This window comes from Coprococcus intestinihominis (genome assembly GCF_040096555.1).
Lineage (GTDB): Bacteria > Bacillota > Clostridia > Lachnospirales > Lachnospiraceae > Coprococcus_A > Coprococcus_A intestinihominis.
Genome location: NZ_JBBMEK010000029.1, coordinates 1 through 21,705 on the forward strand (window position 1 = coordinate 1; position 21,705 = coordinate 21,705).

Sequence of the window (21,705 nt, forward strand, 5' to 3'; positions counted from 1 at the left end):
ATATCCTTTTCCGTAGTATCTAAAAATAACACTTTCATCTTCAAAGAAAACCCAGTCACAATTAGTATCATTGATAATTCTTGCAACCGCTTCTTTTTTTGAAGAACCCGGCAAGAATTTTGCAATATATTCGACAGCTTCGCACATTGATTTGAAATTAAAGACCTCTCCGCCCTCTTCCTCTTTGCAGATTGCAATATAATCGTTTTTTGTATATCCCTTTACTGCTTTCATTCTATTACACCTCTTGCCTTTTATTTTTTTCCTGCTATAATCTAATTAAGCACTTGGGGCGGTTAGCAGGATTGTTTAGGTATCCGCCCCTCGTGTGTTCCCTTTATTCTATTTTACTTTCTTACCTCTTCAAGGATTTTTTCAATATGTTCTACTGTATGTGTTTCTCCGTTTGTTCTCGCTACTTCTCTTATTGATACTAACATTGCTATCAGATCTGCTTTACTCATTTCGTTCTCCATGTTTAACTCCTTTCCTGCTGTTCCCTTGCTACAATTATATAATACACCCATTGAGTGCATTTGTCAATCATTTTCTACTCATTGGGTGTATTTTTTACAAGAAAAAAACACCGTAACATACTGTTACAGTGTCCCACTTTCATCAGTCAGCCATTCCATGCTCACGCCCAGTGCTTTAGAAAATATTTTCAATTCATAATCTGTTACGATTCTTGTGCCTCTTTCTATGCGACTTATTGAATCTCGTTCTATCGCAACTCCGGCCACCTGCATACGCGCCGCTAAATCACTTTGTGTAATTCTGTTTTTTGCTCTCGCCAACCTTATGCGTTCCCCGCACAAGTTATCTTTTCCCTTGTATGCGTATATCTTCATCCGGTACGCCCCTATCATGTGTTAATAATCAGAATTTTTCTTGACTTTACCACATTTCAAAAGCATAATTGTGTTAAAGGTCAGCATGACTATAATTTTCACATTTATCTAGGAGGATGCACTATGGATTTATTCACAAAAGCTGATAAGCAAAAAGAGTTCCCTGATAGTAATACCGTTCTTATACATTTGAAAAGCAACGGAAAATTCAATGTAACTATTCACGATAACTTTCTTACGGTAGAGCCGCGTGGTTTCACTAATGCTGTTAATAAGGGACTGATCGGGCAAAAGACCTATGATCTCAATAATGTTTCCGGTGTACAATACAAAAAACCCGGATTTACCACTGGATATTTGCAGATTGTTCTCATCGGCGGCAGAGATGCACGAAACGGCGTCTCCGGAGCTGTAAAAGATGAAAATTCCATCACTTTCTCTAAAAAAGAGGATCATCTGATTCTTGAAATAAAAGAATATATTGAAAATTATATCCATGAACGCTCCGCTGGTTCCGCTACAGCCTCTAATCTTGATGAAATACGAAAGCTTAAAGAGTTGCTTGATATTGGAGCAATCACAGATGAGGAATTTGAAGCCAAAAAGGCTCAGTTGCTTAGCATTTAAAGAAATCACAAAAAGCCCCGGCATTTTGCCGGGGCCTTTCTGTTTGTCACATGTCTGATATTATTTCACATATACATTTCCATCATAGTATGCCGCGATCCATCCAGACGGTACCAGAATCCATATATCACTGCCTACATTCTTGATAGCCTGACACGTTACCTGAGTACCTGCATCCAGGCATCCATCATGATCTTTATCATGTCTCCGTCCGTCCAGTGTCAGCTGGCTGTAGCTCTTGGTTGGGCAGCCTGTTCCTGCTCCTGTTCTCACTTTCAGTTCAACCTGCAGAGCGTACACTGTTCCCACTTTGTATGTCGGCGCCTTGTTGGAGCTGTTTCCGGAATTTGATCCAGCCTGTCTGATATACGATGAATCTACAAAACCATAAACCTTTTTAGCAATCAGGATATAATACCAATCATGGCCGCTGTTGTCCTTGATCGTATCGCAAATATCCACCAGGTTTCCTGCTCCCAGTACCGGCCAGGACTTGATGCTTGTGGAGCTGCCTGCCCAGGTCTTAACCGGAACATTGTCCTGTGTGATTTCTCCCACCCACTTCGGAGTCTTATTGATTCCTCCGGATGCTGATCCGTTGGAAGTTGTTCCGGAGTTCGTTCCAGAATTAGAACTGTTTCCTTTACCGGTTGCTTTGGATGCATAGTCAGGTATTCCGTATCCACGGATATATCTGCCGTTAATTGTGATCTTTCTTGTTCCGACCAATCCGCCGCCCATGTTGCACTCTCCTATTAGAATCTCTCTGGTGTTCTTATTGACCTCCAGAACAATTCCGACATGATCCGGCCAGCTTGTACAATCCGTTGTTGCATAATTCGTTCCATCTTTCCAATAATAGAACACGAAATCTCCAGTATCTGGGATATATGCATCATTTTCAACCCACCGGCCCATTTTCTGGAACAGCTGAATCATATATCCACAGCTGCACTCTCTTGGAATAATGTCCGTGAGTCCGGCCTTGATTCCCGCTGCGGATGCTCCTGTTGCACAGTAGTCATCTGTTGGTTGTACTTTGTACCCTCTGGCCAATGGCAGGCAGCTATTGTATAAGTTGATAATGACCATGTGTGATCTATCTGACCGTTTCAGTCCGATCCATCCTCTCATGTTGTTTGCTACCATCTGTCTCAATTCATTCTCTGTCATTCCTGCGCTCTCCTTTTCTTCTCCTACATACTGCTTGATCCATTTCACACAGCACTGATGTCTGGACTGATACATCTTGTCTCCAACCTGGTTGTTGTTTGATGTATCCTGCTGATCCAGGATCAATGATGCATAGACGCTATCCGGCGTGTACGGTTTGGCCGCACGTCCGAAAATTCTTTTTGTCGGTTTCGGGCCTCCCAGATGTTCAATCTCGCACCACATCATCTGAGCTGGTACAGTATTGACTCCGTATGCCACGGCCTGTTTGATGTATGTCTCCATCAGCTGCTCAAACAGCTCATCTTGGCATTTCTTTCCGCTCGGTGTCGTGATGATTGCGATCAGCGCCGCTTTCTCTGTTGCAGATGGATTCCAGCCGATCGCCTCCCAGTCCTGGCTCAGTCTGGACTCAATTCCTGCAGTGTCAGCTCCGCGAAATGCTCCCGGATCCTCTTTCAGAATCATCTGGCAGAGTTTTCTGGCCTCATTGCCATAATTCTGTGCCCAGCCCAACGTGCAGGTTTTTTCATTCGCTGAGTTTGCTCTCTTTCCGGCGTATGCTTCGTATCTACGTTGTCCATATTCCTGACCGCCAGACTCCACTCCTCCGATAATGTTCGTCAATATTTCAAGTTGCTTTTTGTCCATGATCTTCCTCCAATCAAAGAAAAAGGGACGGTTTCCCGTCCCCTATTCCTGTTATTTCTCTGTCTCATCTTCGATGCACGCTGCATCTGTCAGACCCTCTCCGATGATGTACGCCACCACGGATGCTCCGGCCATAATCAGTGCTGTGACCTGTGTTGCTGTGTTCTCAGCTCCACCAGTGGCCACAATCATCATGCTCACGAATGATGCAACTGCAGTCCATAACTTTCTACTTGTCAGTTTTCTTACCCAGTTAATTTTCTTCATTTCCATGTTCCTCCTCTGATTTCTTTGTTAAAATCTCTATTGCCTTTGTGATCTGTGGCGGCATCGGAATCCCCATCAGACCCGCATTCTCCACGATGCTGATAGCCTCGTTGGAAATAAATCCGATAATCACGGCGTCACGTATGTAGTTCACATGAATCAGCATATCGAACCGGTACGCCATCAGCACGATCAGTAAAATCACGGCTTTTCTGCAGAGTCCTTTGAATCCCGCCTTGCTTTCCAGTGCTCCGTTTTTCGTCTTTGTAGACTTGTGGAACACTCCGGCCACAATCAAGCCAGTCAGGTAGTCTATGCCGATCAGAATCATCAGCGTCTGCAATCCTGTATCCCAACCACCCAAAAGTGCTGCTATGAATCCGCCGACCATTCCAACCGTGGTGCATAACTGCTCTTTCATCATCTTTCTACACCTCCCCTCTGCCCTCATACATCATCCACATCGTCCACATCAGCGTATGGCCTGCAGTAGTATTCCGTTATATCCAGCTCGTCCTCAATCTGTTCCAGCGTCTTGCTGCTCTGTCCTCTGATATACAACCGCAAGTCCGTGATGTGCGACCATAGCCTTGATATAATTCTCAGCTTAGTCATCATTCCTCTGTGATCTCTCCCATTCCGGATCTAACCAGAATATCTTTCACTTTTGTCTTTAAGAGACGTGGAACTCTTTCATACATTTTCTTTGCGTCCTCTACTGTCTCCTGGTTCATAATTTCCTGTGCCCATAACATTGCCATCATTGCAATACCATCCTTTCCTGTACATAATAAAAATAAATTGATTAGTAACTTACGCATAAACCGCCTCCGACATTTCCAGCAGGCATGATTTCAGCATCCTGATTGTTTCCTCCTGCTCCTGAACCTTTTGTTCCAGTGTCTTTTCTTTCTGTGGCTCATATTCCAGATATTTCTCCGGATTCTTCTCCACAGCTTCACGGTTTACGTTTTCCGCTTTTTCCCGGAACTGGTGGAAATCATATTCCCAGAATGTATCTGTCACAGTGATATACTGTTCTTTTTCTACCATCTGCTGATTTTCTTCTGTAACTTCCTGCCCATTGAGGCAGATTGTCACGTCCACCATTCCGTTATCAAGCGGCTGCCAGCTGACCGCCGGCTGTTCTGTTGTGAATCTTGCTTTCAATGCTTACCCTCCTTTTCGCGTATTTCATCAGTTGCTCTATTCCATACTTCTTTTTGAAGTGATTGGAATCTGAATTTTTGAACCACCCATAATATGAAATGCAGCGGTACGCCAGATCTAGTGCTATCTCCATACGCCGCTGCACCTGTTTTCTCAATCTCAGATATGCCCGTCTTGCCCGGAGGAATATGCTCCGGCGGACTTCTGTGCGGTCCCTATAAATTTTGTAGCCCATCATATCAATGCAATCTCCGTGATGCTTTCCATCTTTTCCGATATAGTCAACCTGGAACAGTTTCCAGTTCGGTTTTATCTCCAGGCCCAGCTCCTCTCTGAAAAATCGGATCAGCATGAGCATGGCCTTTTTGACGTCTACCTTTCGTGGTCCCAGGATCAGGATATCGTCCATATAAAAGATTATTTTATAGAACAGTCTTGTCCGTTTCTCCTGGCCACGTCTTTTCTGCACCTTAAAGAGCTTTTGCTGTGCATAGTGGTAGGCAAAACTGAGGTAGTAATTGCATAGCCACTGGCTCAAATATGAACCGATGGATAGCCCCTGCTTGTACGATGCAATCAATGTCTCCACTAAATAAAGCAGGTCATCATTTTTGACCTGCTTTCTCAGAAATCTCATGAGCTTTCTTGTGTTAATAGATGGATAACAGTGCCGCACATCTGCCTTGGCTCCTGCCCTCGTTTTGTCCGGATTCTTCCGAATCCATCTCTCTATTGCATTCTTTCCGTATACCTGGCCACGGCCCGGCACACTGGCGCATTGATATTTTCCTATCTTTCTTTCAAATAATTCTTTCAGAGCATTGACAGCTACATAATTGTATATCTGCTGTTTTATGCTCTCCACGCCTATCTCCCTGAGCTTTCCGGAGTTTCCGTCATACCTCATGGAGTAGTGTATTTCCGGGAAATGAACATCACGCTCCTTGATTTCCCTTGCCAGATCTTCCGCTGCTCTTTCCAGCAACGGGTCCACATTGCTCCTTTTCTCCTGGATCAGTCTGCTCACAGCCCTGACAGACAGAGGTTGACCGGTTTGATACCCGGCCAGGAATCCTGCCACATCACGCCGTTTCCATTTGTCTGAAAAGCATTCCAGCATACAGGCCATGATCCAGTCTTTATCCAGTCGTATATTTTTACAGTATCGTTTCAACTGTGAGTCCTCGTTTCTTGATACAGGAGTTTCCGGTTTTTCTACTCACTCCGCGTCATGGCCTACTGCACCATGCGCCCGTCCAGTCAGGCTCCTTGGCTCCCGGCTGGGCGGTGTGGCTTCAATCGTATTTTGGGGACATGCCCCACGCACCTGCTTTCCGGTGGCTCCGTTCCTACAGAGCGAAATGTAACGCTGAAATTCAAATAAATTTCAAGAAAATCCAGAGACGATATTCCAGTTCGTGTTCGACCAGCCATTGTTCGCATTCAGAATCCAGAGGCCAGCATTCGCGCCATTGTTCAAATTGCCCAGCGCAAGCCACAGAGGAAACCGCCCGTTTAGCGTTACAAGTCCGTTATTTATTTATAAGGGGAAAGCCCCTCTGTCAGGCTGTTGCCTGCCATTCACCCCTGGTGCCGTTCGGAGAAACGCCAGAGACGATACTCCAGTTCGTGTACGACCAGCCAGTGCTCGCAGTCAGATGCCAGAGGCCAGCAAACGCGCCATAGTTCAAATCGCCCAGCGCAAGCCACTCTCTCTGTCCTGACGTTCCTGTATCTGTATACAGTCCATCAGCAAATCCTGTGGTTGAGCCTCCGCCTGCTTTCGTAGGAATCATGATGCCCAGGTTCGGATCTGTTGTTTCTTCTGTGATATATTTCCAGGATGCCGCTGTATAGGCCACCTGTGCGATAGCCTTTTTATAATTTGCCCGCACCGTTGCAATGTTGCTGGACAGTGTGCTGGCATCCTCGCATACATAGACATCTCTGGCCGGATTCCCGTCCGCACCGGTAACAATATCCATGACAACATTCCCCAGAACCTCATAGGCTCCGATACAGGTCTCGATGCCCTGGATCTTGTATGGATCTTTCCCATTGGTGTTGCTGTTCGCAGATCCGTCTGAGCCGGCCACCTCATCAGTTGCTCCACTGTGCCATGGCATTGTTGTGATCCATGTGGTCAATGTCGTATCGAATGCCTCCGGAGCATCCACATATACTGCTGCATTGCTGTCATCCACGTCCTCAATCTTTGTAACTTTGACGCTGTATGCTTTGTTGTGTATATAGGAAAAATACCGGTCTCTGTTTGTGTTTGAACCAACGTCTCCGATGGAAACATATGAGCCGATCACATAACCAGCCGCCTGTGCCTTTGTTAGTACCACTCTCATCACTCCGGTTTCTTCTACCAGGTTCTGGTTCTGATTGCTGTATGAGGTACATCCGGCCATGATGCTCTGGCTGTGTGTGGTTGCATATTTAATAATCATCATGAGCTGTCTATAGAACAGATCCCAGCTTGTCGTGCCGCAATAGTGACCGCCCAGCTTGTGCATATAGGTTATCATTCCGGTGTAGCTGACCGGATTTCTCGCCTGTGTTGCCTGGCAGCCATTGGCCGGTGCCAGGCCTTTTGATGAATACGGCACTCCATCAATGTCTCCCGCCGCATACTTGGCATGGATCATGAATGGGCTGATTGTTCCGTCCGGATTGATAGATTCTTTCATCGGATACGGTGTCAGCTCTGTCTGGCTGTCAGAATAATGATATAGGACTGCCTCAGTAGTGTCCTCGATGCCGAACCAGGCGCTCATTGTAACCTCTCCGACCTGCACCTTGCCGTACTTGGTAAATCCAATCTGGCCCTCCAGGGCATCTACATGGTTGAAACCATTCTCGTCTACAGAAAAATTGCAGGTAAAATGATGAAATAGGCCATACTGAGCATAATCATCTCTGCCCTCTGTTCTTCCCACAGATGGCTCCGCAACCATATTCTCATTGGCATTCATTTTCACGCCCACAGGGCTTGTGGAGGTCTCCCATTTATAAATTTTTGTTGTGAATACCTTTCCGTTTCTCCTGAGTGCAAAATAATTGGAGAGTGCATTTTCAACGCCCCCTCCGTTCTGCTTAATCAGATCGATCTGTGTCTGGCCAGCTGTTTCAATTTTCGTGACGCTGGCTGCTGTATTCTGTTTCAGATCTTTTGACGCCTGCTGTGCATTGTTCAGGTCAGCCTCCAGTCCTGTTTTGATCTGGTCAGCATTCTGGACCAGATTCTGCATGGCTGTGATGTTTTCTCCAGATGTTTTGATACTTGCGTCCAGTTTTGTTTTGGCTTCTCCGGCCGCTGTCACATCTGCCTCCAGACTTCTTTCTGCCTGTCCTGCTGCCGTGATATCTGCCTCAAGGCTCTGCTTTGCTTTTCCTGCAGCTGTGGTATCCGCCTCTAAAGTCTGAGCTGCCTTGTTGGCCGCTGTCACATCTGCCTCCAGACTTCTTTCTGCCTGTCCTGCTGCCGCGATGTCTGCCTCTAATGTCTGCACCGTCTTTGTGGCTGCTGTATTTTTTTCTCCCAGGCTCTTGTCCAGGGAGGTTGCTGTTGTGTTCTTCTTTTCCAGGTTTTCCGCCAGTGTAGTCCCTTTGTTCATTTTAGCCGTCAGGTCTTTCTGGACTTCCTTGGCCTCCTGCAAATTACTGTTAAATGCCTGCTGTGTCTGCTGGTTTTTTGTCACGTCTGCATTGATTGACTTTTGTGCCGCCTGGATGTCCGCCTTTGTCTGATTGTATGTATTATTCTCATCAGACACCTCATTGATTGCAGAAACAATCGCAGCTCTGACGTCCTTTCCTTTCTTGGCGCTGGCAATCTGTTCCGTGTACTTCCTTACGTTTGCCATGTTTAACCTCCTAACTTCATCGTATGGGCTGTATCTTCCAGAGCTACCGTTTCCAGATCCTCCGGATGTCCTGGTCTCGCAAGCCTTTTTTCTTCCGGTGTCTCTTGCCAGATATCATATCCTTGGACGCAATACAGCGCCAACTCATACGGTCTTATCATTGTTGCTCTGTTGTTTTTCTTCGCTGAGAATGTCTGCATTTTTGTCTCCTCCCTTTATTCCAACTTTTTTCTTGAAATCTTCGATATCATCCACCTCTGTTCCTGATTTTGGTTGCTGTTCTTCTGTGCCGGTCTGCTCCGTATTGGCTACCGCCAGATCAATCTGTGTTTTCATCAATTCCTGGGCGTATTCTTCTGACTTCATCTGCCTCATGTGTGACTGGATTCTATCCAGCACCTTATCCATGAGGCTCGGTGGAATTGCGTACTCCTGCATATATGCCAGCACCTGTGCGTCCAGTTCTCCTGCTACATTATCCAAAATTGCTCCTACGTTCATGATTCTCCTCCTATCCCATCAATAATCCATTTCTATAGGTTTCATCTGTCCACGACCATTCTATAGCTCCGTTTCCGATGTCTCTTATATTCGTGATTTTTCTGCGCGTTCCGGTGTAAGTCGTGTATACTGTTCCAGCGTTCCAGCTGGTAGCTGTACACAGCTTTCCTTTGATATCCACGCAAGTGTTTCCCATGATTCTCAACGTGTGTTCGTTGGTGTTGTTGTAAGCTCCGTTGAAATCAATGTATCCATAGGTCGAACCGCCGTATCCTCCAGTGATTTCTCCATAGCTCATCTTTATCCACCATTCGCCATTTTTCGCCTCGAAACTTCCCTGACAACTTGCACCTTTCATGGTTACATATCCAGATGCCGTGAGCGTAAAGTTTGTGGAACTGATGCTGATTCTGTTCGACTTAATTGAAATAGAGCCAGACTCTGCACTGATCTCTGAGGAAATTTTTCCTTTTGACACTCTCAGCTTGATAGCATCCGCATTTACTTGGATACTGCTTTTCAGTGTATCCTCTGCTTTTTTCGCTCTTGTGACTTCCGCCGTGATATCGTTGGCTGTCAGTTTCAACTGAGACTCAGTATAGGCCGCCGCATATCCCATGATTTCCACGTCTGTGATGTATACCGTTGTATTGGCCACGTTATTGTAGAAATATGTATAAAAATATGACGGTGTTGCAACATTCTCAAATTCAAATGTTTTCCAGGATGTGCTCAAGTCTCCTGCATTTGTATAGTGTGACGTTCCATCTATTGTCACTCTGATTCTGGCTGTTTTCTCCTGTCCTGATGCACAGGCCGCTTTGAACCTTACTCTGACTTTTCCCTTTTTGTCGAACGGTTTCTGATACCACCGTAGATAATAGGTGCTAGTCGTGTTCGTGATCTGAGCACATGATTTTCCGGAAAACGTGTTCTGTGTGATCTGTGTATTGTTAGACCGGTACCAGCCAGCGAACTTATCTTCGCTATCTGAAAAAGATCCGTTTGTGCAATAGTTATGACTGTTGCTCTCATACATCTCAGATACCTGCTGAGTGATCTTTCCGGCCTCTACCGTGATTCTTGCGTCCACATCGTCAATCAGTTCTTTCACATTTCTCAGTACCCGGATATCCGTCAGATAGATCTGCTGTCCTGATGATCCAGTAATAGAAAGATAAAAGGATCTTGTCCCGGCGCTTGTGTAGGTAACGGTTCTTTTCAGCGTGTACCATTTATCACAGTTTACCGTTGACAGATACTGTGAGATTGTATTTCCGGAAAAGCCAAAATAACAATAGCTCGGTTTCTTTCCAGTAGGCGTGTACACCTTAACCTCTATCTCATAGGTGCCTGCCGGCAATGTTCCCAGGCTCTGCTGGATTGATGCTGTGTTTCCGTCTGTTTTGGTCATCAGGATGGCGTTCATATTCCCGGCTGTGCTCTTTGCCACTGTGGCATTGGTCGATGCCGTGAACTTTGAAACGTCCAGACTCTGGTTGTCTCCGCCTTTGATATAATCATACCGGTTCGTGATGCTTTTCTGATCCGTAACCGCCAGCTGTATCTTGTCCTCTACCGACTTGATGCTAGTTGTGATAATTTCTTTCACAGCGGTTTCCCGCTTGTCTGTATAATCATTGGCATTCTTTGTGGCCTGTGAGAATTTCCCCTCCAGTTCGGATTTATACTCAACCGTCAGCTTTTCTGAGCTGACAGAGTTGGCCGTGATCCGTTCGCCTATAATCTGTCCGTCCAGTGTCATTCCCACTGTGTACGGTCCTGCATATCCGTTGTGACTGCCTCCGATGCCCTCCTTGTTTATCTGCAGAATCTTTGTGGCCTTTTCTTTGCTCGGAGCGTCCATGTATAGCTCTCTGAGCCAGAGTCCATTTTCGTCAAATTCTTCCAGATGATATCCTCCGGCCGTTCCTGTCATTTTTGCTGTCAGGTTATCAATGGCCGCCCGGACTTCCTGATTCTGGATTTTCCGGCGTTCCTCGGCTGTTGCTGTGACTCCGGAATAGATTCTGCTCTGCTGTTCTGTATAGGTCAGCTTTCTGTTCTCTCCCAGTGTCAGTGTTGCTCCGTCTGGTTTCTGTAGAGGAATCTGCATCTCCATGACCGGAAAAACTCTGTTCATGCCGTATGGCTTGGCTCTGCACTGAATCCTATCTCCGCACTCAAAAGCATCATAGTCACTATCCATCATGGACAGGTCTACCGCTGTCAGTTCCAGTGTTAAATCCTCAAACTGGTTATCCTCCAGCCACTCTTTTCCTTTTCTGAGCAGGTTTGATGGCTCTGTTACGTCCTGCCAGGTGTTAGTTATCCACACCCACCCAAAGTTTTCCACCGCGCTCTGGTTATAAATGTAATTTGATCCACCATTTACGCTGGTAATATCCACATACTTCTCCAGAGCATCAATCTCTGACTCTCCCTCCAGACGTGCTCCCAGCGGGATCAACGCTGTGGCAATATTTTCCGCCGTTCTGCTCAGTGAGTAGTCCAGCATATTCAGCCCGAACTCAATCGGCTGGCTGCAATACTTTCCGTATTCTTCCAGTGTGATCCAGTCCAGATATAGCTTGTCATTCTCATGCCGGAGTTTCAGATATCCTCCCAGTTTCTCCACCAGTTTCTCTCTGATCGCTTTCAGCGTGTTCTCAAAGTTGGTGTACCTGTATAAGGAATCGTTTGCATCTGTAATGGTCACTTTTCCCAGATAGATCTTTTTTCTATCCTCTACCTGGTTGTTGTGAATATCCAGAAACGTCTCCAGCATCTGCCGTGGTGTCATATCATGGTACTCAGCCTGCGGCTGTATGGAGTCCGCCAGGAAACTCATTGCGCCGGCGCAATAGACATTTTTGTTTCTGTAACGGTCTATTTTTGGCTGTTTCCGGACCTCTCCGTAAAATATTTCTGTTGTATCCCGGAACACACTGACCATGCTGCTCCGGTTCTTGATCTTGTCATACAGTGGATTGTTTGGCGGTACCAAAAACTCAAAGGTTCCCGCATATCCCGTCTGCAGGTTTAGCGTTGGATTGGTCAGTACCGCCTCTTTATCTCCTGGATAGTAGAGGGTCTGACCGTCCATTTTAACTTTATACAATTACAGTGACCCCCTCCTGTACCGGATCGTGAGTGTGCCCGTTCCAGTGAAACTGAGCACCACGTCCTCTGTATTGACTGTGATATCCGCAAAACGGTTCTTTCCTTTCATCAGTGTGTAGGTTTCCCCATTTGCTGTCATTTTGAGTCCCGCTGATCCCAGAACGCTCACGTATATTGTCGGAACGAACGGCATCTGATCCGGAACGATTGTGTACGTCTTTGTCTCTCCGGCCTTGACCGTAATTTCTGTACCCTCGTCTATGATCCCAGTCTCAAAATCAAACGAATCCCACAACCAGTCCTCTGTAGAATCCGCCACATTGTACTTGTATGGGTCAGCTTTCGGAATGGCCAATGTGAATGTGCCTATCTCCCTATTTCTGTCGTATCCCTGGATAGATGCTCTGCCTGTCCAGTAGAACCCAGAGTCATTGTCGAAAATGACCTTGATTTCTCTGCCCTCTACAAGGTTTCTAAGGTCTGAAATAAAAATATCCCAGTTGTCTCTTGGTTTCTTACCGCCCAGCTCGATGCTGATCTGACGGTTTTTGAATATGCGGCGGCCTGTGATGGCTTCTGAGAAATCCAGAAAGCCATCCGCTCCAGGCACGTCCACATAATAGTTTTCCTGTTCCACATCTCCAATATAATCATTGTTTCCTATAGCCAGTCCCCAGTCATTCAGAGTGTGGAATCTTTCGCCGGTGGCCACGATCTCAATCGTGGCTCCGTTTGTAATTGCGTCCATTATAGGAATCCTCCCTCCTCTGCCAGGATACCCAGCTCTCTATCCATATCTCTTGCCAGTTTCGCTGCTACACCTCCGGTATCCCATTCGATGTTTAAGCTCTTGGCCAGGTATGGCAGATACTGAGCCAGCAATGATGTGATATTCATGATGGCGTTTGTCTGTTTTGCGTTGCTCTGGTCCATCATTGCGTTTGCATTGATGGTCATGTCTTTGCTCACGCCCTCGATTGCATCAGCCACCACTGATTTACTCTTTTCGATGCCTTTAGCCAATCCCTGCATAAAGTCCGGCATCCAGGACTCATACTCTGTCAGTGGTCCCTCATCAGGCACTGAGAAATGCAGAAATGAGCGGATTGTAGATGCCACGTCTGACACGGCATCTCTGACTCTGCCAATGGCGTTCCTGATTCCGGAAACTATTCCGTCTATGAAATCTCGTCCCCACTGTACTGCCTGGCTTGGCAGTGATGTGATAAAGCTGATTGCTGACCAAAATCCGTTCCGCACAGTTGATCCCAGGCTGCTCAGTGCGTTTCCGATTCCGGAAACCATATTGTGGAACGCCTGCACCGCTGACTCTTTCAGATTTTGTGCGGTTTGAACCACACTGCTCTTTAAATTCTCCCAGCTGTCGTGTGCGTTCTGCTTCATTTCCTGCCACTTCTGGTATGCAGATTCTTTCAGATTCTGTAGCGCCTGGATTGCAGAATCTTTCAAATTTGTTGCTGTTTGAACCACAGAATTTTTCAAATTTTCCCAGGTATTGAGCGCCGTCTGCTTTATCATGTCCCACAAACTTGACAAAGTGTCCATAAATCCTGTAACCAGAGTGACCACATGAGTGACCAATCCCTCTGCAAATGATGTGACCACCTGCTGTATTCCAGACCAGATCTGTGATGCAGCGCCCTGGATATTCTGCCAGATATTTTGTGCATCGGACGCCAACTGAGTGAAATCTCCCGTTACCAGGTCGATCAACAAAAGCACCGGTGCAAGTATCGTATTTTTCAGCAACTCCCAGGCTCCTGATGCAATCTCCGTCAGACCTGACCAGATGCCCTGCAGTGTAGTGACTGCATTCTGCCACAATTCCTGTATGGTTGTTACGATTGATGACAGCACAGGGTTTTCCATCATGGACTGCCAGATTCCTGAGAAGAAATCAGCCACCTGCTGCCAAATTCCTGCCCACCACTCCGGGATGCCCTGGAACCATGAAACCACGTTCTGCCATGCCTGCGGTATTGTATCCGTAAAGAATGAACAGATTGACTGCCAGATCTGAGAAAAGAAATCTCCGACCTGCTGCCAGATTCCTGCCCACCACTCCGGGATGCTTTGAAATTTTGATACCAGACTGTCCCATGCCTGCGGTATTGTTTCGGTAAAAAATGAACAGATCGACTCCCACACCTGAGAGCATTTTTCTTTCACTTTCTCCCATATTTCTCCAAACCACTCCGATATAGCGCCCCAGTTTTTCACAATGGCTATAATCGCGGTAATTGCTGCAGCTACACCGGCAATGATTCCGATAATCGGCCCCAATGTTGCCGCGCCTGAAATATTTACGATATTTATCACGGCCAATATGGCAGGGGCTAGAGTGGTAAAGGCGGCAATCACAGCCCCCAGTATAACCACGAAATTCTGTACCGGTTCTGGTAATTTTCCGAAAAATTCTCCTATCGTTTTTATTCCAGAGGCAATCGGCGGTATGATATTGTTAGCCAGATTCATCAGTGCCTCTCCCAGCGGAACCAGACTCTGCTCCAGCTGTCTCATGCTTGCCTCAAACGTCTGGGAGTCTGTCGTGGACTGGTCGAACATATTCTCTGCTGATCCAGCCACGTCATCATAGGTGTCCCCTACCGTAGTGAGCGACTCGATAAACTTCGCATTGCCGTCCTCGGCCATTGTACCGAATGCCAGCGCTGCTTTGTTCAGTTTGTCCTGCTGGTTCTCTGTGTTTTGAATATCTGTCACAATGGCATCAATAACATCTTTCTGTGTAGCTCCGCCCTGCTGCCACTGTTTGAATACATCCTCAACTTCTTTGCTCCAGCCTCCGGTTCCGGCTTGTACCTCCCCGGTCTTTTCATCAATTTTGCTCAGGGAATCCGCTATTGTTCCATCAACCAGTCTGGTCGTGACTTCGTTAATGGCATCGTTTACCTTGTCCAGGTTATACGCTCCATTGTCCAGTCCGTTCTGCAATAGTTGGAAATACTCCTGAGCGGAATAACCGGCCTGAGCGAACTTTCCAGAATACTCTGAGAGGTTATCCCCCAGCTCGTTTGTCTTATCCAGGCCATTCTGTGTACCCTTTACGATATAGTCCATGGCCTGCTGTGCCGTGAGTCCGTACTGCTCCATGAGGCTGTTGACACCTCGGAGAGTCTCATTCATGTCAATTCCATACAGCTCATCCAGCGTGATTGCCTGCTCTGTCAGATGTGTCAGTGTAGTCTCATCCAGATCTTTCAGGTTCTTTTTGACCGTAATGACTGCATTTGATACAGAGTCCATGGAATCTCCCACGCCCTCAGCATATACGTCCTTGATGACTCCGGCTGTTTCCTCAGCCGCTTTCCCGGTTTCTCCAAAATAAGTGGACGCTTTTACTGTGGCATCTTGTGTCTCCAGAAAAGCGTCCTTTGCTTTGTCTCCTAATTCTGTTATTTTATCCCCCAGTCCAGAAAGCTGATCGGCAGCCTCCATCAATGCGCCTGCTGAGATGGTTTTCCCCATCTCGTCCAGTTGTTCTGATGTGTTGTCTGCCTGTGTTCCTGCTTCTTTTAAGTCCTGGATGAGGTTTTTGATTGCCTGTCCATCGTCAACCGTGTCCAGAGCGTCTGTCATCTGTTTGATGTCAGCTTTTCCGTCTGTGGCTGATCTTCCAATCTTTTCAATGGCAAGTTTCAACTGATCTGATGATGCAGATCCGTTTTTGATTGCTGTTACCAGCTTACTGCCCAGGACGTCCGCATAATCATCCACGTCCGCTCCCAGAGCATCAAATAATTTGCTGAGACGTTCGGTATTTGTAGCCAGTCTGTCCTGTTCGGTGTTTAATCCGTCCAGTTCTGACTGATATCGGCTCAATGTTGCCTTGGTTGCCTCAACTTCTCGCTGGAAAGCCATGTACTCCTCCTGGCCAATCTTTCCGGCCTCCAGAGCTGCTGTCACATCTTTCTGTGCCGCCTCCAGCGTGTCCAATTTGCTTGCTGTGTCTGCTATCGCATTTTTCAGTAATTCCTGTTTTTGCGCTACCAGCACCGTATTTGATGGATCTAATTTCAGCAGAGTGTTCACGTCTTTCAGCTGTGCCTGAGTATTTTTCAGCTTGTCGTTTACACCGCTTAGGGCTTTCTGCAGGCCTGTGGTATCTCCGCCAATTTCAATCGTTATTCCTTTGATATTCCGGCCTGCTGCCATCCCGTTCCACCTCCTTAGAACTTGTCAAAATCCTCCTGTGTGGCCATTCTTGGATATTTGTATGAATCATTCTGTTGCTCAGTAAACATATCCATGACCATTCCGACCGTAACCAGATCCAGATCCCGGATAGAGATCCCGACCTGACAGCATCTCAGGAGAAATAATGGAGTGTTTAGCTCCCGGCTACTCGGTCTAAGTTTTTTTTTGCCTGACTTTTCGTCTCCTCATTCATATTCCAGAGTTCCAGAATGGCAGGCAGGATCTGATAAATGGAAAATGTGTTAAACTGTTCCAGCCAGTCCATGATATCCGGCGGTACATTCTCCGGGTCTGCGTGCTTCGCCATGACATACGCGATATTTTCAAACATTTCCAGGTCCTCAATCGGAATCTCACTTGACTCCTTATCCTCTTTTTTGCCTTTCTTTTTCACAGACTTTGCTATCTTCTGCAAATCCATGAAAAGATCTCTGCGGAATTTCATCCGGTAGATTCTCGGCACCGCTGCGGATGCCTTGAACTCTACCTCTCTGCCATCAATTTCCACCTTTTTTCTCAGCATGATCTATCCCTCCTATTTCTTTATTTCAGCTGTCTGTGCCGCCTCGCTTGTCACGGCAACCGGCTCATATACTTTGTTGTACCAACCTGTATATGTTCCATCTGCTGTGTCCGGTCCTGTCTGTACTTTTACCAGACCGTCTTTTCTCGGACTGTTTGTGATTGTCAGTGTCTCTGTTCCAGGGTCTACTGTCTCCTCTTTTGTCTCGGATGCAATAGACGGTCTGGTGCAGGTGCAGTTATATAAGCATCTGCGGATTGCTTTCACATCTCCATCAAACTCAAACAGTAGAGCGAACGGATTTGTTGTTTTGTTCGCATTTTCCGCCAGAACACCATTTTTATCCTGCTCCTCATTGAGAATTTCCACGCGGAACCAGCTCGGAATGAGTGCCATTTCCAGATCTCCCTCATATCCGTTGTTTGCGCTTGTCACATAGTACGCAATTCCGTCCGCGTAGAACTTGGAAATCTCTCCCTGTGCGTCCAGGCTGATGCTGACCGCTCCAGGAATACTTTTCGGAGTATCATACGTGTATGTAGTAGCTCCCTCTGTGGTCTTTTCTGTCTGCTTGGCCACATGAACGTTTTTAATGTTGTACTTGACTTTGTTCTCTGCTCCAGTCATTTTCTATACCTCCATTTCATATAATGACTCCCACATTTTCTCCGACTCCAGCCATTCAGATGCCGTCTGTTCCCAGGCAATGCCATATTTGTCCAGGACTTCCTCCAGCTTTTTCTCCAACTCCCAGTCTTTGTCATCTGTGTAGAGTTCAATATCCAGTTTCTTGATCTTTTTGTATGTCTTGCCATCTGCGAAAAAATTATCTGTTCCCGGTGTCAGCCATACAACAATAGGGAGCGGGATGTCCTGCATCTCTTTCTGTGTGAAATGATGATATCTGAACGGGATTCCCATTTCTCCCAGCATCTGTTCAATTTGATCTTTGGTCATAATCTCGTCCTCAGCTCCTTTTCCAGCTCATCTACTGCTGCCTCCTCTGCAGGTGCAATATGCACTATGGCCTTGGTTCTTCCGCCACTTCGCTTCTGGTGGCCTTTTTCCAGGAGATGTGTCAGAGCGTATTCCGGTTTTTCCGCATGGACAACCATTGTATGCTTTGTCCGTTTGGTCTCTCCTGTCCCGTAAGTCCATGACGCTGCATAGTCTCCTGTCAGCTTTGGAGATGTTTTATTCAGCATTTTGGCCGTATCCTCGGCAACTTCCTTGGATACTTTTTCAACCTCCAGGCCGACTGCCACGCCATAATCGTCCAGCTCTTTCATGACAGCCTTGGCCAGATCTCCAATTTTAACCGCCACCAGAATCCCTCCCGTCTTTGAATGGGTGCACCAGTTTTTCCAGTGACAGGTACAGCGCCGGTGGTTTCGTGTCGTACTTCGGCTGTACCTGCTTAATCTGATAATGTCCGGCCCGGTCTTTCATCTCTGACTCGTCAAATGTCATGTTATCCCATAACCAGTCCGTCTCATTTTCCAGAATAATCACATCGTTGACCTCGATCTGCTCCGCATCCAGTATCTCCAGTGGAACTGCCAGGAGCTTATCCACCTGGTTTCCGGCCGTTTGCGCCTGCCAGTATCTGGTCACGCCTACCGTCCTGTTTCCAAAACGTATATGCTCCAGTTTTGTTCTAGTCAGACTCCGTTCGTCTGCTTCACAGATTGTCAGCAGGCCATCTCCAAAATTTTCAAAATGCTTACTGCTGATCCGCGGCATATCCGTCCACCTTTCTGTCTATCTGCAGAGAAATGATCTCATCTCTGTAATTCTGCCAGAATTGAGGTATCTCCCCCGCTCTGGCATACATGACATAATCAAAAAGGAGCGCTTTTTCCTGAGTTTCCTCATAGAAATTGCACTCCCCTATTTTTCCGCTTATGGCAGCCATTCCTCTTTTGACCATGCCCCTCATCTTCTCATCTCCCAGGGAATCATCCCAGGTTATCTCCAGATAATTTTTGATCTCGTTTAGGAGCTTGTTGTCTTTATCGTCTGCCATAATTCATTTACTCCTTTGTCACTGTTACTTTGTAGCTCTTTGTCTGTGCTCCGTCAGTCACTTTTACAGTCACAGTATTGGAACCCTCGGACCAGTTTGCTGCTGCTCCATTTGTCACTTTCACATCTCCCACCGTGATCTCAATTTCCGCTGTGGAACTTGCCGGTACCGCTGTGATTGTGTTGGACGCGTTCTGTGTGGTTGCTGTGTATTCTGTGGTTCCTGCTGCAAATGTAGGAGACAGTTTCAGTGCACCAACTTTCAAATCTGCCAGTGTTGCGTCATCTGTCTTTGCTTTTTCTGTCTCGCTTACAACCTTAAAACGTAACGGCTGGAGATCCTTGATATCCAGAACCTGGAAAGCATTGTTATCCAGTGCGAAACCATGAGCATACAGCTTGATGAGATATACTCTCTCATCTTCCAGGAATCTGTATTCGTCAGAATATTCAATTTTTCCATTTTTAGCCATTCCAACGCCCAGGAAATACTTGGTTGCCATTCCATATACTGCCTTTCCCTCCGGAACAGCTGCACTCTGAATGATTTCAGCGTCCACCGGGAGCACAGATGCATAGATTCCATCCGGAGTCAGCATCCTTGTGGCCGGGAGCACTCTGCGGAAATAATCCACCGGATTAACCAACAAAATGAGGCTTGTGACAGTTCTTGCCTGTCCTTTGTCGTTTCTGGCCATGATTGCTGTAACATTTCCCATCTGTGTCATGTCCAGTGCAGTCATTTTGATAGCGTTTTTGTCCGGATATTTTCCGCCCGTCACAACAACGCCCTCTCCGACCTGTTTCATCATACCGATTGGCTCATCTTTTCCAGTTCCCTGTACAATACCATACTCCAGCCCGTTTGCCAGTGCCTCATAGAGCACCTGACGCACGTATGTATCCAGCCATGTCGGTCCTAAATCCAGCATAGCCTTGGAAACCGGCAGGAATGCGCTCAGTTTTTCCTGTGTTACATCTACCTCTTTGAATCCAGAGGTCAGCTCCTCGATGATCTTGGCTGTCAGCTTGCCCCATGCTGCTTTCTGCTCGCCGTTTGTATTCATCATCATTCTTGTCAGACCTGTCACTGTGGTTGCATTCAACTTGGACAGAAGCGGGTGGTTTGTCTGGAGTTCATCAAAGACAGAATCAATGATTGTTTCCGGCATAACCACCTCAACGTCATTGAGAGCCTGTTTCGGATCTGTGGATCTCATAGCCTCAATGATTTTCTCGTAATACTGTTTTTCCTTGGATGTCAGCTGGCGTACACCTCTCTGTGCCAGGATTGTTGCATCCTGCTCCACCAGCATCTCTTTGGCCTGTTCCAGAACATTGTCCTCAATCTTCTGGCACAGCTCAGTGAACGCCTCACTGAATGCTTTTGCATCGTCATCTTTGATGGCCTGATTCATTTTTTCAACGATCTTGGCCTTTTCCATTGCTAATACGTCTTTATTCTTCATATCAGTTCTCCTTTACATATTTTGGAATAATTTTGCTAACTGGTTTGTGAGTTTCTTTTCTTCCGGCTCTGGTTTTGGAGTCGGTACCGGAGGTTTTGGTTCTCCTCCCTGCTGCCGCATAGACTCCAACTGTTCCCGGAATGATTTCTGCTGTGCAATCACACCGGACAGCTGCTGCACGCGGCTCATCAGTCTCTGCTGTACATCCTTATCATCAGCCTGGTAGCTGTCTACCCGGTCAATGAGGCCGTATTCCAGAGCTTTCTCCGGTGTTAGGAATGTTTCTGCCTCCATCATGTCAATGAGCTGCTGTTCTTCCAGGTTTGATTTTTCCAGAAAGATCTGTCTGTTTGACTCCATGAGCGTATCCAGATCATCTGCTGCTTTTCTGAGTTCTTTGGCGTTTCCATCCACACTCATCCACATATTGTGAATCAATGCAGATGTTCCCAGTCCCATGACGCGCTCATCACACGCCTGCAGGATCAGGAACGCTACGCTGTAGGCAACTCCATCCACATATCCAACCTTTTTGCAGTTCTTCTGTTTCAGCTGGCTATAGATCGCCACGCCCTCTTTGACAGATCCTCCGTTTGAGTTGATATGCAGCTCAATGGTTGCTGTATCAGGAATGGCTGCAAGCTGCTCCTGGAAATACTTTGCAGATGTCTCCGATTCCTCATAGCTCCATGTGCTCCAGTTAAATGTGCCGTATGCTGTCACATCGTCATAGATGTATAATTTGTGAGTATCGTCCTCTGCTTTCTGAAAACATACAAATACTTTATCCTGTCTTGGCATTCTTCCCACCTCCTTTCTGCTGTTCTTCCAGGATTTCCTGGATAGTTGAGTAGTTTTTCGTGATGAAATGCTGGTCTGCCCAGTCCTCATCTATCGGAATCTCTCCCAGTGCTCTCAGAATCATATTCACTGTATAGATTCCGGAGCTGATGAGCTTGTCTGCTGATGTTGCAATGTCGAACATATCAATATGTTTGACTCTCATGGTGTCGATCTGCAGCTTTGTCCCTTTCTGTATCCCGTTTTTTCCAATCCTCTTGCGGTTAATCTCCTGCATAAGCATCTGTGCAAGCGGGTCCAGACAAAACGTCAGCATCTCGTCCACTGCTTTCTCTGTGTCCTGCACGTCTCCCTTGGCCAGTGTAGGCGGCATGGAGAATCCTCTGGCCGTGAAATCAAAAATATCATCATACTGG

Annotated in this window: 26 protein-coding genes; 1 reads left to right on the forward strand and 25 read right to left on the reverse strand. The window is 46.7% G+C overall.

Annotated elements, in window-relative coordinates:
• The 3 genes from WMO25_RS03975 to WMO25_RS03985 form a co-directional block, all read right to left on the reverse strand.
• Positions 1 to 234 (reverse strand): hypothetical protein (locus WMO25_RS03975; protein ID WP_349084181.1); only part of this gene is annotated, 234 nt, incomplete at its 3' end.
• A 113-nt stretch (positions 235 to 347) separates the two neighbouring features.
• Positions 348 to 527 (reverse strand): hypothetical protein, encoded by a 180-nt coding sequence (locus tag WMO25_RS03980; RefSeq protein WP_158553869.1) that lies wholly within the window; start codon positions 525 to 527, stop codon positions 348 to 350.
• Positions 528 to 599: 72 nt separating this feature from the next.
• Positions 600 to 851, reverse strand: coding sequence for a helix-turn-helix domain-containing protein (locus WMO25_RS03985; RefSeq protein ID WP_117684521.1), 252 nt, complete (start codon positions 849 to 851; stop codon positions 600 to 602).
• A 123-nt stretch (positions 852 to 974) separates the two neighbouring features.
• Here WMO25_RS03985 and WMO25_RS03990 point away from each other — a divergent pair, with 123 nt between their 5' ends.
• Positions 975 to 1,478: an SHOCT domain-containing protein gene (locus WMO25_RS03990; protein WP_256299958.1), complete on the forward strand. Its 504-nt coding sequence runs from the start codon at positions 975 to 977 to the stop codon at positions 1,476 to 1,478.
• 60 nt (positions 1,479 to 1,538) lie between these two features.
• Here the strand turns inward: WMO25_RS03990 and WMO25_RS03995 are convergent, their stop codons facing one another.
• The 22 genes from WMO25_RS03995 to WMO25_RS04100 form a co-directional block, all read right to left on the reverse strand.
• Complete coding sequence (locus tag WMO25_RS03995) at positions 1,539 to 3,302, reverse strand: hypothetical protein (protein ID WP_349084183.1); 1,764 nt, start codon at positions 3,300 to 3,302, stop codon at positions 1,539 to 1,541.
• A 51-nt stretch (positions 3,303 to 3,353) separates the two neighbouring features.
• Positions 3,354 to 3,569: a hypothetical protein gene (locus WMO25_RS04000; RefSeq protein ID WP_118064067.1), complete on the reverse strand. Its 216-nt coding sequence runs from the start codon at positions 3,567 to 3,569 to the stop codon at positions 3,354 to 3,356.
• Entirely contained in the window at positions 3,556 to 3,993 is a 438-nt protein-coding gene (locus WMO25_RS04005; RefSeq protein WP_310593064.1) for a phage holin family protein, read from the reverse strand. Before WMO25_RS04005 ends, WMO25_RS04000 begins: the two co-directional genes overlap by 14 nt.
• Before the next feature lie 23 nt (positions 3,994 to 4,016).
• A complete protein-coding gene (locus WMO25_RS04010; RefSeq protein ID WP_158553870.1) occupies positions 4,017 to 4,187 on the reverse strand; it encodes a hypothetical protein in 171 nt (56 codons plus the stop codon).
• Positions 4,184 to 4,390: a CD1375 family protein gene (locus WMO25_RS04015; protein WP_117684529.1), complete on the reverse strand. Its 207-nt coding sequence runs from the start codon at positions 4,388 to 4,390 to the stop codon at positions 4,184 to 4,186. The genes WMO25_RS04010 and WMO25_RS04015 overlap by 4 nt, the downstream gene beginning before the upstream one ends.
• Positions 4,383 to 4,739 carry a hypothetical protein gene (locus tag WMO25_RS04020; protein ID WP_117684531.1) on the reverse strand — a complete coding sequence of 119 codons (357 nt, stop codon included), beginning with the start codon at positions 4,737 to 4,739 and terminating at the stop codon, positions 4,383 to 4,385. Before WMO25_RS04020 ends, WMO25_RS04015 begins: the two co-directional genes overlap by 8 nt.
• A complete protein-coding gene (locus tag WMO25_RS04025; RefSeq protein WP_349084186.1) occupies positions 4,687 to 5,913 on the reverse strand; it encodes a reverse transcriptase domain-containing protein in 1,227 nt (408 codons plus the stop codon). The genes WMO25_RS04020 and WMO25_RS04025 overlap by 53 nt, the downstream gene beginning before the upstream one ends.
• Positions 5,914 to 6,301: 388 nt before the next feature.
• Positions 6,302 to 8,611, reverse strand: a complete 2,310-nt coding sequence (locus WMO25_RS04030) for a coiled-coil domain-containing protein (protein ID WP_349084188.1) — start codon at positions 8,609 to 8,611, stop codon at positions 6,302 to 6,304.
• A gap of 2 nt (positions 8,612 to 8,613) precedes the next feature.
• Entirely contained in the window at positions 8,614 to 8,772 is a 159-nt protein-coding gene (locus WMO25_RS04035) for a hypothetical protein (RefSeq protein WP_158553871.1), read from the reverse strand.
• Positions 8,756 to 9,112, reverse strand: coding sequence for a hypothetical protein (locus tag WMO25_RS04040; RefSeq protein WP_117684535.1), 357 nt, complete (start codon positions 9,110 to 9,112; stop codon positions 8,756 to 8,758). Before WMO25_RS04040 ends, WMO25_RS04035 begins: the two co-directional genes overlap by 17 nt.
• A gap of 10 nt (positions 9,113 to 9,122) precedes the next feature.
• Positions 9,123 to 12,233, reverse strand: a complete 3,111-nt coding sequence (locus WMO25_RS04045) for a phage tail protein (protein ID WP_349084191.1) — start codon at positions 12,231 to 12,233, stop codon at positions 9,123 to 9,125.
• Positions 12,234 to 12,983, reverse strand: a complete 750-nt coding sequence (locus WMO25_RS04050; protein ID WP_349084192.1) for a hypothetical protein — start codon at positions 12,981 to 12,983, stop codon at positions 12,234 to 12,236.
• A complete protein-coding gene (locus WMO25_RS04055) occupies positions 12,983 to 16,429 on the reverse strand; it encodes a phage tail tape measure protein (protein WP_349084194.1) in 3,447 nt (1,148 codons plus the stop codon). The genes WMO25_RS04050 and WMO25_RS04055 overlap by 1 nt, the downstream gene beginning before the upstream one ends.
• 175 nt (positions 16,430 to 16,604) lie before the next feature.
• A complete protein-coding gene (locus WMO25_RS04060; protein ID WP_349084196.1) occupies positions 16,605 to 16,994 on the reverse strand; it encodes a hypothetical protein in 390 nt (129 codons plus the stop codon).
• Between the two features lie 12 nt (positions 16,995 to 17,006).
• On the reverse strand, positions 17,007 to 17,621 hold the full coding sequence (locus tag WMO25_RS04065) for a major tail protein (protein ID WP_349084198.1): 615 nt from the start codon (positions 17,619 to 17,621) through the stop codon (positions 17,007 to 17,009).
• Between the two features lie 3 nt (positions 17,622 to 17,624).
• Positions 17,625 to 17,951 (reverse strand): hypothetical protein, encoded by a 327-nt coding sequence (locus tag WMO25_RS04070; RefSeq protein ID WP_349084200.1) that lies wholly within the window; start codon positions 17,949 to 17,951, stop codon positions 17,625 to 17,627.
• Entirely contained in the window at positions 17,948 to 18,319 is a 372-nt protein-coding gene (locus WMO25_RS04075; protein ID WP_349084202.1) for an HK97 gp10 family phage protein, read from the reverse strand. The genes WMO25_RS04070 and WMO25_RS04075 overlap by 4 nt, the downstream gene beginning before the upstream one ends.
• Positions 18,309 to 18,737, reverse strand: coding sequence for a hypothetical protein (locus WMO25_RS04080; protein WP_117684551.1), 429 nt, complete (start codon positions 18,735 to 18,737; stop codon positions 18,309 to 18,311). Before WMO25_RS04080 ends, WMO25_RS04075 begins: the two co-directional genes overlap by 11 nt.
• Positions 18,718 to 19,020, reverse strand: a complete 303-nt coding sequence (locus tag WMO25_RS04085) for a hypothetical protein (protein WP_117684553.1) — start codon at positions 19,018 to 19,020, stop codon at positions 18,718 to 18,720. Before WMO25_RS04085 ends, WMO25_RS04080 begins: the two co-directional genes overlap by 20 nt.
• A gap of 7 nt (positions 19,021 to 19,027) precedes the next feature.
• Positions 19,028 to 20,488, reverse strand: coding sequence for a phage major capsid protein (locus tag WMO25_RS04090; RefSeq protein ID WP_173692392.1), 1,461 nt, complete (start codon positions 20,486 to 20,488; stop codon positions 19,028 to 19,030).
• A gap of 12 nt (positions 20,489 to 20,500) precedes the next feature.
• On the reverse strand, positions 20,501 to 21,289 hold the full coding sequence (locus WMO25_RS04095; RefSeq protein ID WP_059085966.1) for a head maturation protease, ClpP-related: 789 nt from the start codon (positions 21,287 to 21,289) through the stop codon (positions 20,501 to 20,503).
• On the reverse strand, positions 21,273 to 21,705 hold a 433-nt coding region (locus WMO25_RS04100), incomplete at its 5' end, for a phage portal protein (protein ID WP_349084204.1). The genes WMO25_RS04095 and WMO25_RS04100, both read right to left, overlap by 17 nt.